The sequence below is a fragment of the Weizmannia sp. WK01 genome, from assembly GCF_025905465.1.
Taxonomy (GTDB): Bacteria; Bacillota; Bacilli; order Bacillales; family Bacillaceae_C; genus Weizmannia; species Weizmannia faecalis.
Window position 1 is genome coordinate 414200 of sequence record NZ_CP109616.1, and the last position, 15657, is coordinate 429856.

The 15657-nt window shown below is 43.5% G+C and carries 11 protein-coding genes; 9 read left to right on the forward strand and 2 right to left on the reverse strand.

Translation table 11 applies throughout. From position 1 onward, the window contains the following. Positions 1-403 precede the first annotated feature (403 nt). The 6 genes from mvk (at position 404) to OF158_RS02110 (ending at position 5873) form a co-directional block, all read left to right on the forward strand. Entirely contained in the window at positions 404-1345 is a 942-nt protein-coding gene (gene mvk / locus OF158_RS02085; protein WP_026684855.1) for a mevalonate kinase, read from the forward strand. Positions 1346-1687: 342 nt separating this feature from the next. After that, the gene (gene mvaD, locus OF158_RS02090) at positions 1688-2668 is read left to right on the forward strand and encodes a diphosphomevalonate decarboxylase (RefSeq protein WP_035182673.1); all 981 of its coding nucleotides are present in this window, start codon (positions 1688-1690) and stop codon (positions 2666-2668) included. A gap of 342 nt (positions 2669-3010) precedes the next feature. After that, positions 3011-4111 (forward strand): phosphomevalonate kinase, encoded by a 1101-nt coding sequence (locus tag OF158_RS02095; protein WP_035182669.1) that lies wholly within the window; start codon positions 3011-3013, stop codon positions 4109-4111. Positions 4112-4259: 148 nt separating this feature from the next. Further along, positions 4260-4904, forward strand: a complete 645-nt coding sequence (locus OF158_RS02100) for an SDR family oxidoreductase (RefSeq protein ID WP_017550692.1) — start codon at positions 4260-4262, stop codon at positions 4902-4904. Positions 4905-5097: 193 nt separating this feature from the next. Beyond that, positions 5098-5289, forward strand: a complete 192-nt coding sequence (locus OF158_RS02105; protein ID WP_017550691.1) for a hypothetical protein — start codon at positions 5098-5100, stop codon at positions 5287-5289. Then, positions 5289-5873 carry an ATPase gene (locus OF158_RS02110; RefSeq protein ID WP_035182667.1) on the forward strand — a complete coding sequence of 195 codons (585 nt, stop codon included), beginning with the start codon at positions 5289-5291 and terminating at the stop codon, positions 5871-5873. The genes OF158_RS02105 and OF158_RS02110 overlap by 1 nt, the downstream gene beginning before the upstream one ends. Before the next feature lie 243 nt (positions 5874-6116). On the opposite strand, the gene OF158_RS02115 is transcribed toward OF158_RS02110, so the two are convergent. After that, positions 6117-7454 carry an IS1380 family transposase gene (locus OF158_RS02115; protein ID WP_080966408.1) on the reverse strand — a complete coding sequence of 446 codons (1338 nt, stop codon included), beginning with the start codon at positions 7452-7454 and terminating at the stop codon, positions 6117-6119. Between the two features lie 723 nt (positions 7455-8177). On the opposite strand from OF158_RS02115, the gene OF158_RS02120 reads away from it, so the two are divergent. The 3 genes from OF158_RS02120 to OF158_RS02130 are packed head-to-tail and all read left to right on the forward strand — an operon-like array spanning position 8178 to position 13376. Beyond that, positions 8178-10100 carry a PTS mannitol transporter subunit IICBA gene (locus OF158_RS02120; RefSeq protein ID WP_035182661.1) on the forward strand — a complete coding sequence of 641 codons (1923 nt, stop codon included), beginning with the start codon at positions 8178-8180 and terminating at the stop codon, positions 10098-10100. Next, positions 10066-12237 carry a BglG family transcription antiterminator gene (locus tag OF158_RS02125; protein ID WP_128890988.1) on the forward strand — a complete coding sequence of 724 codons (2172 nt, stop codon included), beginning with the start codon at positions 10066-10068 and terminating at the stop codon, positions 12235-12237. The genes OF158_RS02120 and OF158_RS02125 overlap by 35 nt, the downstream gene beginning before the upstream one ends. 5 nt (positions 12238-12242) lie before the next feature. Next, entirely contained in the window at positions 12243-13376 is a 1134-nt protein-coding gene (locus tag OF158_RS02130) for a mannitol-1-phosphate 5-dehydrogenase (protein WP_035182663.1), read from the forward strand. 997 nt (positions 13377-14373) lie between these two features. On the opposite strand, the gene OF158_RS02135 is transcribed toward OF158_RS02130, so the two are convergent. After that, complete coding sequence (locus OF158_RS02135) at positions 14374-15543, reverse strand: MalY/PatB family protein (RefSeq protein WP_014096333.1); 1170 nt, start codon at positions 15541-15543, stop codon at positions 14374-14376. Between the last annotated feature and the right edge of the window lie 114 nt (positions 15544-15657).

The following is a 15657-nucleotide window of genomic DNA, read 5'->3' on the forward strand; positions in this document are numbered from 1 at the left end:
AACGGGAATGGGCACAACTACCTTTCCACATCCGGCTCGCAAAAGACGGATGCTGCCCATAAGAGGTGAAGGCACGAACCCAATTTTATCAGTACCGGTATAAGCTAAATTTCCAACGGCCGGTTTTCTTTGGAACTTTCGTGAATCCGGCCCATATTTTTATGTATATGCTCAAGGCCCAAACCATTGTCATCCCGCGGCCTGTTGCGATAAAATAGGCATTGTCGAAAAGTGGCGATGCTCGATGGAATACGATTTGCCAGCGATCCATTCACCGCTGGATAACATAGATTTTTTTCTGTATGGCACCGTTTAAGGAGCCGGCACAATGAAGGACTTTTTTGAAAAAATTTTCCCGAAAACCGCGCATCGGTCTGGCAAGGGAAAGCGAGGGGTAAACATGATGAAAATTCCCGGCAATACAGCAACCGGGACGGCACACGGAAAATTAATTTTAGCGGGGGAACATGCTGTTGTTTACGGACAACCGGCGATCGCGCTTCCATTCGATCATGTGAAAATTGAAACGGCAGTTATCCAAAAACAAGGCCCGCTCTCCATTGACTGCCGGTTTTACAAAGGGGCACTGGATAAAGCGCCGGAAAGGCTTCACGGAATCAGAGCATGTGTCAAAGAAATCCTCCGTACGTTAAAAAAGCCGGCCGAAAATTTGGCGATTAAACTGGAGTCGACCATTCCGATCGGGCGCGGGCTTGGCTCGAGTGCCGCTGTTGCCGTTGCCATTGTCCGCGGGCTGTATGCTTTTTTTGAAAAACAATTAACGAAAATGGAACTCGAACGGTTTGTCCAAATTGCTGAGAATTTTGCCCACGGGAATCCGAGTGGCATCGATATGATGGCGGTCATCAGCAATGATCCGATCTGGTTTGAAAAAGGGAAGGCGGCCCGGCCGCTTCCGTTTTCGCTTCCGTTTTATCTGGTGGTCGCCGATTCCGGGCGCGTGCATAATACGGCAATGGCGGTCGGGAGCATCCGTGAAAAAAGCGGTTCTGACCCGAAAACGGTGGAGTCCGCCATCAACCGTTTAGGCGAAATCGTGCACGAAGCGGGAAGGGCATTGATTGAAAAAGACGGACTGCATCTCGGCCGATTATTTAATGAAGCACATGCACAACTTTCCGTTTTGGGTGTCAGCGACGAAGGGCTTAACGCATTATGCGCTGCAGCACGCTCAGCCGGCGCACTCGGTGCCAAACTGACCGGTGCGGGCCGGGGTGGTTGCATTATTTCGCTCGCCGAAAGCAGGAAAAAGGCTTTAGCAGTTGCGCAAGCCCTGCAAAATGCAGGCGCCGCCCAAGTATGGCAATTTTCGCTGGAAGGATGACCGTTATTCCGCAATCATGCAGCACAGCCCCGAAAACAGGAGATGCTTCATGTAAAAGAGGCTCCCTGTTTTTGCTTGTAGCGGGCAGCTCTTTTGGTCCTGGCTTCAAAGCCGAGCGGATCATGAGAAGAGATTTTCCGTTGAAGCGGCTGGATAAGGAGACCCGAAGCTGCTAAGGATGGGGAATCGCAGGCAGTTGCCCCTTGCAAGAAAATGGTTTGCGGCATTTTCCTTTGGAGATAGTTGGTCAGGGCAGCCTTTTTGTCCGGCAGCGAGAATAGCATTGACAGGGAAGTACCTTTTCAAAGCAAGAAGGCATTTTTACTGGAAGGACGATGAAAGATGGAGGCAACAGCGAGGGCCCATACGAATATTGCCCTGATCAAATACTGGGGGAAACGGGACGAAAAGCTTTTTCTCCCGATGAACAGCAGCCTGTCCATTACGCTGGACAGGTTTTATACGACAACAAAGGTGGCTTTTGATTCCGCTTTAAAGGCGGACGTGTTTTTTCTGAACGGAAAACCGGCCATTGATGCGGAAACGACGAAAATTTCCCGCTTTATGGATAAGATCAGGGCCTTTGCGGGAGAAAAAAGATATGCCTATATAGAATCACAAAACGAAGTGCCGATCGCTGCCGGGCTAGCCTCTTCCGCATCCGGTATGGCGGCGCTTGCAGCTGCGGCTGTTAAAGCGCTCGGCATTGAGGTGGATGGGCGTACGCTGTCAATCTTGGCGCGCCAAGGTTCCGGGTCCGCCTGCCGCAGTATCTACGGCGGTTTCGTCGAGTGGCAAAAAGGTGAAAAAGCGGATGGCTCCGATTCACACGCGGTTCCGCTTCTCAGCGAAGACGATTGGGATCTCAGTATTTTATCCTGCCTGGTGGAATCAAAGCAGAAAAAAGTTTCGAGCAGGGAAGGGATGAAACGGACTGTCAGCACGTCGCCGTTTTATAAAGCCTGGCTCGAAACTGTGGAAACAGATTTGGCCGCCGCAAAATCCGCGATTGCAGCGCGCGATTTTACGATGCTTGGGCGCGTGCTTGAAGCAAATGCGTTAAAAATGCATGCGACAACGATCAGCGCCAACCCGCCTTTTTTATACTGGCAAAGTGCAACGCTCGATGTCATGCAGGAAGTGGCGCTTTTGCGCGAACGCGGGATTGAAGCTTATTTTACAATTGACGCCGGCCCGAATGTGAAAGTGCTGTGCGAACGAAAAGATGAAGAGACGGTATATCATGCGCTTTCTGCCATCCCGTCCGTCCGCGAAGTGCTGGTTTGCCATCCAGGTCCGGGCATTCAATACGGCCCGTTTTAATGCTTTTCGAAACGCTGGAACCCCGGCAGGAAGGCGCCAAAACATCCAGATGATGCACTTTTTAAAAAATGCCGTTTTTCCTTCTGCAGCCGTTGCTGAAAAAACCATTTAGGCGTCACTGGCTGTTTCGCGCTATTTAACGGCACCATGCCCGTAACGGGTTCTGGGCTGATTCCTTTTAATATGAGCATGGAAGTGCCATGGAACTTGTTTTGACGCGGGAAATGCAACCCCCGTCCGCTAGTTGGTCAGGGGGATCTATCCGAAAAAGCGGTGCAGCAGGCATTGGATGTGATGCTTGCAGATTTGACGGGTACACCGACCTAAAAAGGATTGAAAGAGATGAACGGGATGCAATTTCAAGTAAAGGCGCCGGGTAAACTGATGATTGCCGGCGAATATGCGGTCATTGAACCCGGTTGCCCTGCTATGGTTGCCGCGGTAGACCGATACATCACAATAGAGGTAAAAGAAAGCACAGAAAACCTTTTTTCTTTGCCGCAGATTGGCATTCCGCATGCCGCGTGGCGTGTGGAGAACGGGGAAGTCCGCTTTGACCGCGATGACCCGAAACTCCGGTTTATCCAAAATGCGCTCGCCGTTTTTAACCAGCTGCTTATGGAAAAATCGATTCCGCTCCGCCCGCTTCACATTACGGTAACGAGTGAACTGGATGATCCCACAACAAGGCAAAAATACGGGCTCGGTTCCAGTGCTGCGATTCTTTCTGCCGTTCTTACCGCCCTTTTGCACGCCCATGAAGGGTTGCCGGAAACGAAGGAAGCCATTTTTAAACTGGCCGCTGTGGCCCATTTGAAAACACAGGGCAACGGGTCCGGCGCGGATCTTGCCGCTTCCGTGTACGGCGGCATGTTGAAATATGCCGCATTCAGGCCAGATTGGATTTTTTCCCGGTTGGAAGCGGGCTGCACAGTTTCGGAATTACTGGCAGAAAAATGGCCGTATTTGTCCATTTCTAAATTGGTACTGCCGCCGGGCCTCATTTTTTGTGCGGGTTGGACCGGAAAAGCGGTGGCAACCGGGCCAATGGTGGAGCGCATCGGCAAATTGCGGGAGGCGGCAACGGAAACATACACGGCATTTTTACGAGAAAGTACCACCGCCGTGGATAAACTGGTGGAAAGTTTCATGCAGCAAGATATGGCTGGCATATTTGAGCACATCCGGCAAAACCGGCGTGCTTTGCAGAAACTTGAAGCAGCAGCCCATACCACCATTGAAACAGCGCCATTGAAGCAACTGGCAGACATTGCCAGCCGTTTCGGTGCCGGCAAATCATCGGGCTCGGGTGGCGGAGACTGCGGCATTGCCTTTGTAGCAGGGAAGGAAAAAGCTGCCGCGTTGAAAGCAGCATGGGAAGCTTCAGGCATTATCCCGCTTGCGCTTCAGATTTCAGAACAAGGTGTGTCCATTATGGAGTAAAAATCCGCAAAAAAATGCGGATTTTTTGCTTTTCTGTGGAAACAACGGAAGTTCCACCGTCGAGTAAGCATCATCCCACTTTTCTCAATCATTTGCTTCTCCATACTCCTTTTGAAATAATAGAAAAAAACGAAAGGAGATGGATTGGATGAAAGTTCTTGTTGCAGGCGCAAACGGAAAGATCGGAAAAATGCTTGTGGATCTTTTACAAAAAAGTGACCGCCATATCCCACGTGCCATGGTGCGGAAAGAAGAACAGGCTCAATTTTTCAGGCAAAAAGGGGTAGATGCGGTCATATCCGATTTGGAAGGCACTGTCGATGAGCTGGCGGAAGCGGCGAATGGATGCGATTGCATTGTGTTTACCGCTGGTTCCGGCGGGCACACGGGCGCAGACAAAACGCTGCTTGTCGATTTGGACGGCGCAGTGAAAACGATGGAGGCGGCAGAAAAAGCAGGTATCAGCCGTTTTGTTATCGTGAGTGCGCTCCAGGCCCACCACCGCGAAAACTGGAGCGAGGCCATCAAGCCGTATTATGTTGCCAAGCATTATGCAGACCGCGTGCTCCAGTCGACCAAGCTGAACTACACGATCATTCGGCCGGGCGGCTTGCTGAACGAACCCGGCACCGGAAAAGTCGAAGCGTCGGAAAACTTAAAACGCGGCACCATTCCGCGTGAAGACGTCGCACGCACCATTCTCGCAAGCCTCGACGAACCGAAAACATACCGGAAAGCATTCGACCTCATTTCGGGAGATACACCGATTGAGGAAGAGTTGAAACGCTTATAGAAATGGGCAAATCAAAAAAATGCAATTTGCTAAAACCCCCTCCCTCCTGCTTCATAGAAGAAGGGGGTTTCATAAAGGTTCGGCTTGCTGGATGCATGCATTCAGCAAGTCCTGCTTCAATATTTGCCATGCAGGATGAAGCGCAGTAGCATCCATTTGTTATCAATGATTTATATGAAGGTGGTGTTTCTAGTTGGGAGAGCAAAATCATATTCCAAAAAGAAAATTTGCTTGGGCAGACAAATGGATCAAGATGACTGGCGAGCGAGCAAGAATTGATGCAAAAGTAAATAACACTTATATTGTGTACGAGAAAAACGGCAAGTTGGTAAAGGAATATCCTAATGGAGATATAGTCCCATTAAAGCATAATGGTGAGTCATAATGCATAAGCATAGCCCCATGTTTTATGTATTTGCGGGGAATAATGGAAGCGGAAAAAGTACAATAAGAAACTTAATTATTGACAAAATTGGTATTGATATTAACATTGATCCGGATGCTACAGCAAGAAAAATTGATCCGGATAACCCTGAATCAAAAAGGGTAACAGCGGGAAAAGAAGTTATAAAATCAATAAATGAATACATTCAAGAAGGTAAGGATTTTTCTATCGAGACAACGCTTGCTGGTGGAAATGTCATTAGACAAATGGAGAAAGCAAAAGCGATGGGTTATAAAATTACCATGTTTTACGTAGCTCTAAATAATGTGAATCAGAATATTGAACGGGTTGCAATGAGAGTTAAAAATGGTGGGCATGACATCCCAACTGAGGATATCCTCAGACGAAATAAAACGTCTTTTGAACATCTACATAACTATGCCACTATGGCTGATAATCTTGTGTTAATCGACAATAGTCTATATAACGGGGAAATTGTTTTGGAAGTAAATGATGGTCAGATTACTTTTGAAAAGAGTAATTTGCCAAAATGGGCTCTTCCTGTCTGGGAACGATTTAAATGACATTAACTATAACCTGAATCCGTGACGAAAATCTAACAAACATCGGTAATAGGTAGTTTTCCCAAGTGTGGATTTCTAGATGTAACTGATTATTCATAAAATATATCTTTGTAACTTTGGTAGGTAAATTTTTTCCTATTTCATTTATTTTAGGCACGAAACATAAACCTGCAAATTTCCATTTTTTTGCAAGTTTTCTGGTTTGTTTCGGCTTTTCTTCTTATCGCTTATTACCCTGGTTGTCTAGTAAAAGGCATCGTATAAGCGAGCAAAAGTCGGCAACCATTTGTTGGTCGCCGTCACTTTTAATTTCCATTGCCGACCTTGGTAAACAAGCTTTGAAGCCAGTGTAATCATATTCTGGATGACAGTTCGGATTCTTCTTCGTGTTGCTTTCTTTTTCAATGGTGCATCTTGTTTTTTCAAGCTTTCTTGTCCGATCAAACGAAGTAAATTATACGCAAATACACCAAAATGGAGCACAAGGCCATTCGTTTCATATTTGACCGATGGCAACCGTTCCAGATCCAGTTCTGATTTAATTTCACTGTGAAACTGTTCGCATGTGCCATGGTCATGATAGAGAGAGATCACCACATGAGGCGGCACTTCAAGATCTGTCCAGTAGGTTTCAAATTCATATTCGGGAATCAAAAAAATCTGGCCGTCTCTTGAGATGGTTCTTTCGATCACTTTAAAGACTTTTCGGATGGTTCGTATCTGGTCTTTTAATTGAATGGTTTCGGGGATGGATCCAAGGTAAACCTTCTTTCCTTCCCGTTCTTCACAGCAGATCCCATATTTTTGGGCAATATGAAGCCAGTCTTCTGCTTTTTCCTTACGAGGATTGCGTTTGATAACAAAGCTTGCATGTTCTTCCAAGAAAATGATGAGATTATCCCGGCTGTCATTTCCGGAATCAAGCCTGAAAAGCAATGGCTGATCCGTTAATCTCCTGGCAGATTGGATGGTTTCCTTGATAAAATTCGGCGTACCTTTTTGGCAGTGGTCATTTCCCTTTCGCATCTCAACATGCAGGCAGTAGCCTTCCTGCCCAATGTAAGCGAACATAGGTGCATAACCGTCGCAGCCTTTATAGGTTCTTTCCACTCCTTCTTTTTTTGTTTTGGAGTTATCAAAAGGGGAGACATCCAGATCAACCGGGATATACGGCTTGTCTTTGGCGTAAACTGGGCTAATTTCCGCATTTGTATTGCGGATCAGATTCAGCGATTCTTCATGCAAGATCGCTTTCCATTTTTCCGTCAAGGCAGCTTGGTCCAGTCGCTGCCTTAAAGTCGGGCTGGAAGGAACCCTTTGGATATCCAAAGCCAGTGCAAAAAAGGCATCTTCGCGGAAGGTTTCAATATTGTCATAATCACTTTTTCCTTGGCAAAGCAGGCCAATATAGGATTTGGCTACATCAGCATTGGAACAGACGGGATTTCTGGAAATATCAGGGAGTCGATAGGCATTTAACCTGGAAGCTAAATTCGTTAGATTTAGTAAATTTCCTACTATCGCTAAACCGCTTTGGGCAACAATTCGTTCTTTCGTGGCTTCTATCACTAACTTTTTCATTAGATCACCTGAATGTGGAATGAGTTAAATTTAATGGATATGCTTATTATACTAGATTTCATGCGAATGGGTTAACGTTAAGTGAAAATTTCGTCACGGATTCAGGTAAAATAGAAAGCACACCCTAAAAAGGCGCACGAATCCAATTACCCACAAGCGCTTTTTAAAATACTTTCCTGAATGTTGAAAGGCTAAGAAACAAAGCTCCTCACTTTTCAGCCTGGTTTTCTTTGATCATGCCTAAGGACAGGGCTAACATGACACGGAGTGCCAGCCCACAACCAGCTTCATCTTCATTAGTGGATTTCGACGGTATAACGGTTGATTTCCTAAAAGCCCAGCTCAAATACGGGATGAACGAAGTGGAAAGTACTTATACTTACTTTGGTGCCATGTTATAAACAGTTCAATCCCTCCAGTTGATAAGGCTCCCGCCTCTTATATTCAAACGCCTAGTTCGGATTGGTTCAAGCAGTCTATCTATACTACCGGATCAAGGTCTTCGTATAAATAAACATTTGTCAAAGGTAGTTTCGACAAAATCATATTTATGGATCATTGAATGCGTTGTCACCCCAACCTATAATAAAGATAAAGGAACTCCTTTTAAAATGAATTTGTGTAAACGTAAACAAACGGCGCGCTGAATGTTGAATTTCTAACCTTTAAATAGGATTTATAACGAAAGTTTTTGATAAATATGCAATTGTGGGAGGTATTATAATGAGCGAAGGCAAAAGTATTAAAGTAGCCGTCCAAAAGCTGGGAAACTCTCTTAGCACGATGGTATTGCCAAATATCGGGGCATTCATTGCCTGGGGTCTTATTACAGCTATATTTCTTTATCCTAGTGGGTGGATTCCTAATAAAACCCTAAATGAGTTGATCAGCCCGACCGTTACTTATCTTCTTCCGATTTTAATCGGCTATTCAGGTGGTAAATTGATTTATGAACACCGTGGCGGTGTTGTAGGTGCGATTGCAACAATGGGTGTTATTATTGGGACAGACATTCCAATGTTCTTGGGCGCGATGATTATGGGGCCGCTTGGAGGCTGGATCATCAAAAAATTTGATAAGATGATCGAAGGCAAAGTTAAAGCCGGTTTTGAAATGTTAATTGATAACTTTTCAGCTGGTATACTTGGAGGAGCTCTAGCTGTTCTTGCTTTCTTAGGAGTCGGTCCTCTCGTTGATGAAATTTCGAAAGCGTTGGCAGCAGGCGTTGAGTGGTTGATCCATACCGGTATTCTGCCACTTGTCAGCATTTTTATCGAACCTGCTAAAATTCTTTTCCTAAACAATGCAATAAACCATGGGGTATTGACTCCACTTGGAATTGAACAAGTAAAAGAGACTGGAAAATCGATCCTGTTCTTACTGGAAGCAAATCCTGGTCCAGGGATGGGCGTACTACTGGCTTATTGCTTATTTGGTAAAGGCACGGCAAAACGTTCTGCGCCTGGTGCAGCTATTATCCACTTCTTTGGCGGGATTCATGAAATATACTTTCCTTATATCTTAATGAAACCGTTGCTATTTTTCTCTGTTATTTTGGGTGGTGCAAGTGGTGTCCTGACTTTGGTAACTTTACACGGCGGTTTGGTTGCGCCTGCATCTCCTGGATCCATTATTTCGATTCTGGCGGTTACACCGCATGCATTAGGGAATTATATCGCTAATATTGCAGATGTACTTGTTGCGATGGTTGTTTCCTTTGTAGTATCTTTCTTCATTTTGAAAACGGATAAGAGCACAGATGAAGATTTGGAAAAAGCAACTGAAAAAATGGAAAGCATGAAAGGTAAAAAAAGCCGAGCTGCTTCCTTATTATCAAATAATCAAGGTGAATTGAATCCAAGTGAAGTAAAGAAGATTGTATTTGCTTGTGATGCAGGTATGGGTTCAAGCGCAATGGGGGCTTCTCTCTTAAGAAAAATGGTTAAAAAAGAAGGGCTTCCGATTACAGTTACCAATACTGCAATCCGCAATCTACCGAAAGATATGCAAATTGTAATCACTCAAAGAGAATTAACAAGCCGTGCGAAACAACAAGCGCCAAATGCTTACCATGTTTCTGTGGACAATTTCCTCGACAATTCACAATATGAGCGTCTGATTGAACAACTGAAAGGTAATGGTGGCAATGTCACGCAGCAGGATCAAACCCAAGTGCCGGAAGTTGAGGAAAATTCAAATAATGAAATTTTGCCTCCAAAAAATGTATTTTTAAATCAATCGTTTAAAAACAAAGAAGAAGCAATACGTTTTGCCGGACGTGTCTTGGTAGATAATGGATATGTAACGGAATCATATATTGATGCGATGATTCAACGTGAACAACTTACATCTACTTATATCGGTAATGAGATTGCTATTCCGCATGGGACAGATGAAGCAAAAGAGGCAATTTTGAAATCTGGGATTACAGTTATCCAAGTTCCGGAGGGAATTGATTTTGATGGGAATACGGTCCGCATGGTCATAGGCATTGCCGGAAAGAATGGTGAGCATTTAGGTATTCTGTCGAAAATAGCAGAGACATGCTCCGATTTAGAAACAGTTAAAAAAATGACTGAAGCAAAAACGGTCGATGAATTGTTAAGCTATTTTGGCAGCATTACTGAACAACCTGTTAATTCATAATCATATAAAAAGGGCTGTTCCACGAAAAAAGAAATGGGCTGATCAGATGTTTATTCGAAACAGGGAAAAAAACATACTGGAACTGCTCCTAAAAATGAGTGGGACCCACACAGTTTCTTCGCTTGCAAGTACACTTCATGTAAGCGAACGAACTGTGAACAGGGACATGAGAAACATAGAAAAGATTTTATCAGAATATAACTTGAAAATTTCAAGGAATAAAGATAACTTCTTATACATTAAAGGAAAAAATGAGGATATCTTCAAACTTTCCCAAAGTCTGTCAAGAATGCGTCCATTAGATTTTTCGGTTGATCAACGAAAATTAATAGTCCTAATAAAACTGTTGCAAGCGAAAGAACCGATAAAACAGCATGCATTGATTTCAGACCTTGATATTTCCGCAGCGACAATTGCCTCTTATCTGGATGATTTGCAGGCATTTGTGAAAGGATTCGGCCTTATGCTGATTCGGAAACGTAATTTTGGTATACAGCTTTCAGGCAATGAAGCTTCGAAAAGAAAGGCTTTGGGAAAGTTTTTTATCCAGCATTTTCACGAAGAGCTGATAGAAGCCCTATTTCAGCTAGATCACCACAGATTTAGGTATACGGACAGCTTATTTCTTCATTATTTTGAACCAGCGTATTTAAATGTAGTTCAAAATGCTGTCAATACAGAGCTGGAAGAAAAGAAAATTGATCTGGCAGATAGTGATTATATGGCTTTTATTTTACAAGTTTATATCACTTATCAAAGATACAGTAAGGGTTACAGATTGCAGGACGTAGACCATCATAGCGATCTTGAGGAAAGTGATATTGCGTTTGTTCAGTCAGTTTGCCACAGAATTGAAAATGAAATAAAAAACGAGATTTCAGAACTTGAAAAGCAGTATTTAGCGGAGTATTTTAAGGGTTCAAAAGTGCAAAGCGCCGAGTCAGTGTATGACGACAATGTGATCACAAGTAGGAATATTAAACATTTGATCGAATTGGTTTCACAAAAAATTAACGTTGATTTGACTTCTGATTTTTCGCTTTTTCAAGGCCTGCTAGCCCATTTAAAGCCTTCAATTTTCAGAATCAGAAAAAATCTTGGGTCGTATAATCCTTTGACAGAACAAATTAAACAGCAATATCCGAAATTATTCAAAGTCATTACAGACGTTACACAGAGGGTATTTAAGGATTTGTCTTTTCCAGACGATGAAATCGCCTATATTGTTCTGCATTTCGGTGCATCCTTGGAACAAAGACAGTCAAATATTAATCTGCATGCGTTAGTCGTCTGTCCGACTGGAATCGGTGCATCTAAAATGCTTGAAACTCGGCTGCGCAAAGAGATACCATGCATCACGAACATTGAAATTTCATCCATAAAAGAAATGAAGACAAAGGATCTTGATCAATATGATTTGGTATTTTCAACTGTAAGGCTTCCGTGGGCAAAACATACGTACATTTATGTCAATCCCTTATTGAGTAAAGAAGATGTGAAAAATATTGAGGGGTACATTAATAGCTATATTCACTCAGACCAGAAAGATTTTAGAGAAAAAAACGTAAAACCCATTGAAACTGACTTTTTGTCTGGACCCAAAACATTGGATAATCTAATGGATGACATGAAATATATGTATTCGAGCATATCAACCTTATTGAGGAATCTTAAAGTCTATACCGGTTTAAACGGAGAAGATTATCGGGGTATTATTCGTTTGATGGTTGAATCCTGCTTTCAGCAAGATATCATAAAAAATGTTGATTCGATATATAGGCGGCTGCTGGAACGCGAAAAAATTGCTGGCCTCGGAATTCCGGGAACAAATATGGCTCTCTTTCATTGCCAGGATCAAGGTGTGAAGAAACTGGCTTTTCAGTTGGGGCATTTAGATACGCCCTTCATTTTAAGGGGAATGGATGAAAAACCAATGAGTGTACGCAATATCCTTCTCCTTTTAGCGCCAGAAGAATTAACACCGATCCAAAGAGAGATCATGAGCCTTGTGAGCTCAACGATCATTGAGGACAATAAAAGCATCTTGATTTTTTCATCTGCCAATGAACATTTAATTCGCGAAAAACTGGAAAAATCTTTTTACCAGTTTATAAAAAATAAAATTCTAGAGGAATGATGATCATGAAACAAGCAGTCCATTTTGGAGCAGGAAACATTGGGAGAGGTTTTATCGGTGCACTATTTTCACAATCAGGATATCATGTTACGTTTGTAGATGTGGCTGACCAGATTATCCAGGAATTGAACAGTAAGAAGTCATATGATGTTTATATGGCTGCAGAGCATCAAGAAGTTCAACATATTACAAACGTATCCGGTATTAATAGTAAAACTGATCCTGAGGCTGTTGTAGAAGCAATTGAAAAAGCAACTTATGTGACCACTGCAGTCGGCGTCAGCATTCTACCAGGAATTGCTCCTTTAATTGCAAAAGGGATTACCAGCAGATTAGAGAAAACAGATGAAAAACTGTATGTCATTGCCTGTGAAAACCAAATCTCGGCAACTGATATATTGAAAGAGCATGTTGTAAAACTGTTAGATCCAGATACACGTACTAAAATGGAAAATCAGGTCATTTTTATGAATTGTGCGGTCGATCGTATTGTTCCTGCCCAGCATAATGAAAAATTACTGGATGTTTTGGTTGAACCTTACTTTGAATGGGTGGTTGAAACGAAAGACAGCATTCCTGAAGTAACAGGTATGAAGATTGTGTCTGATATTCAGCCTTATATTGAACGGAAATTATTTACGGTCAATACTGGGCATGCTGTCACTGCTTATATCGGCTATGCAGAAGGAAAAGAAACAATCGATCAAGCATTGGAAGATACGGAAATCTATCAGAAAGTGAAAGCAACAGTTGAAGAAACCGGCAATTATTTGATTAAACGGTATGGTTTAAATCCATCGGAACACCAGCAATATATTGAAAAGATTCTGGGACGTTTCCAAAATAAGTATTTTAAAGATGATGTGAGAAGGGTCGGGCGCTCCCCAATCCGCAAACTGGGTCCTGAAGACCGTTTGGTAAGGCCGGCAAGAGAAGCACAAAAATTAGGACTGCCGTTTACGCATCTTGCCCAGGCCATCGCCTACTGCTTAAAATTTGACGTCGATACTGATCCAGAAGCGGTCGAACTGCAAAAGCAGCTGAAAGAAAAAGGATTGCAGGCAGTCCTTCAGGATATTTGTAAATTGGATCATGAAAATCCAATTGCAGAAGAAGTTACCCGCTTTTATAAAAAATGAGCCGGCACCTGCTGTTTCGTGTTGGTATCTGGACAATAAGGCATCAAGGCTATCTGCTGGAAAGTAGGGATGCATCCAGTTCATTTTCAGTTTCAATTCAATTGTCAACTTAAACTTAGGCTGGATCCAATTCGGGTCCAGTTTTTCTTGGTTCATTAATATAGGTAATACCAAATCCGTGACGAAAATCTAACAATCGTGGTAATAGGTAGTTTTCCCAAGAGAAGGTATCTAGAGGTGTCTGAGTATTCGATAAATTTACTTTTGCTGCTTTGATGGGTAAATATTCCCTAATTCATGTATTTGTGGGTATACTAAGTAAACGTTATGATTTAATTTTTAAAGTTTTCTGCTTTGTTTCGGCTTTTCTATTACCATGATTGTCTAGAAAAGGCATTGTATAAGCGAGCAAAAGCCAGCAGCCATTTGTTGGTCCCAGTAACTTTCAATTTCCATTGCCGGCCCTGGTAAACTAGCTTAGAAGCCATCGTGATTATATTCTGGATGATGTTTAGATATATGGCCAATATTATAGAAGATGACTCAATCAAATCCATTTTTGAAGATCTATTAAAACCTTTTCAAATCAAAAACAGCGAATCAACATATTCTTAGAAAATGAAGGGCTTCCTGTTTCCATTGGATTTTACTGAGTCCATCCTGTTGAAAAACAGAGGTTGTTCAAAGATATATTTTGATTGAATCATTTATATATTACGACTTTGTGTTGTTGTGTTGCAGCACCGCATTACCTGTATCAGTTAGAAAAGACTTAAATACTCAACTTGAAAATGAAAAACATACCTCCGATATTGTGCCAGACCTAAGCCAAGTGATTAGAATCCTTGAAAAAGAAAGGTTTGTGGATATTGGTTAAACTTCCAAGGGGACTGCGAACATGCTCAAGGACGCGAAAAACATAAAGACTCCATCATCCCGCATTGCAAGCACCCAAAAACACCTAGGCCGGCCCAAACCTTTTGGGCCGGCCTTTTCCTTACGCAAAGGCCTTTTCGAGCCTGTTTAAGCCTTCCATCAAAATTTTGCGTGGGCAGGCGATGTTCATGCGGATAAAGCCTTCTCCGCCAGGGCCGAATTTGCTGCCAATTTCGACGCCGAGCTTTGCCTTTTTCCATAAACGGTCTTTCAATGCTTCTTCTTCCAGGCCATATGTGCGGCAGTCGAGCCACATTAAATACGTACCTTCTGTTTCCATCACCCGGATTTCCGGCAGGCGTTCCGCGATGAACCGTGCCGCTGTATCAATATTTTCCTTCAAGTAAACAAGGAGCGCATCCAGCCATTCGCTGCCGTGCCGGTATGCTGCTTCCATGCCGACAATGCCAAATGTATTCAAGGCAGATGTCCCGTTTACCGCCTGCACATCTTTGAACTTTTTGCGCAGTTCCGGGTTCGGAATGATGACGGCAGAAGCTTTGATCCCGGCTAGATTAAACGTTTTTGTCGGCGCAATGCAGGTGATGGTCATATCGCGGTACTTGTCCCCGAGCGAAGCAACCGGCACATGGGTATGCGGCGGGTATACAAGGTCGGAGTGGATTTCATCGGACAAAAACAAACAGTTATACTGCGCGCAAAGATCCGCCATTTTCATAAGCTCGTCTTTCGTCCAGACGCGCCCGCCCGGATTATGCGGATTGCAGCCTAAAAACAGCTTTGCCCCTTCTTTTAGCCGCGCTTCAACCTGCTCCCAGTCGATTTCAAACCGGTTTTCCACAAGCTTCAGCTGCGCGTTTACGACAACGCGGCCGTTTTTTTCAACCATATGGAAAAACGGATGGTACACCGGAGACATCAGCAGTACTTTATCGCCCGGTTCAGTAAATGCCTGAATGGCTGTGCTGATTGCCGGCACAATGCCGGTGCAGTACGCGATCCACGCCGGGTGGATGTCCCAGTTATGGCGCTTTTTCAGCCATGCCTGAATCGCTTCTGCAGTGGAATCCGGCACAAACGCATATCCGAGGATTTCGTGTTCAACCCGCTTTTTAATCGCTTCCGCCACTTCATACGGCGGGTTGAAATCCATATCGGCCACCCACATCGGGAGCACATCTTCTTCCCCGAAGACCTGTTTGACCTGCTCCCATTTAACAGAAGCGGTATTTTTTCTCTCAATGACTGTATCAAAATCAAACAAAACCATCACCATCCTGATATTGATCTTCTTCCCATTTTACCACACAAAAGCAGATGAATATTCATTTTCAGATGGAAGGGCTATAATGAAAAACAAGTATTCCAATTGGGAGGAGTGTCC

Excerpts from the sequence above, each read along its gene's own strand:
- OF158_RS02120 (WP_035182661.1), top strand. The coding sequence starts at position 8,178 with ATGAGCGAAGGCAAAAGTATTAAAGTAGCCGTCCAAAAGCTGGGAAAC.
- OF158_RS02110 (WP_035182667.1), top strand. The coding sequence starts at position 5,289 with ATGCATAAGCATAGCCCCATGTTTTATGTATTTGCGGGGAATAATGGA.
- mvaD (WP_035182673.1), top strand. The coding sequence starts at position 1,688 with ATGGAGGCAACAGCGAGGGCCCATACGAATATTGCCCTGATCAAATAC.
- OF158_RS02100 (WP_017550692.1), top strand. The coding sequence starts at position 4,260 with ATGAAAGTTCTTGTTGCAGGCGCAAACGGAAAGATCGGAAAAATGCTT.
- OF158_RS02095 (WP_035182669.1), top strand. The coding sequence starts at position 3,011 with ATGAACGGGATGCAATTTCAAGTAAAGGCGCCGGGTAAACTGATGATT.
- OF158_RS02130 (WP_035182663.1), top strand. The coding sequence starts at position 12,243 with ATGAAACAAGCAGTCCATTTTGGAGCAGGAAACATTGGGAGAGGTTTT.
- OF158_RS02135 (WP_014096333.1), bottom strand. The coding sequence starts at position 15,543 with ATGGTTTTGTTTGATTTTGATACAGTCATTGAGAGAAAAAATACCGCT.
- mvk (WP_026684855.1), top strand. The coding sequence starts at position 404 with ATGAAAATTCCCGGCAATACAGCAACCGGGACGGCACACGGAAAATTA.
- OF158_RS02115 (WP_080966408.1), bottom strand. The coding sequence starts at position 7,454 with ATGAAAAAGTTAGTGATAGAAGCCACGAAAGAACGAATTGTTGCCCAA.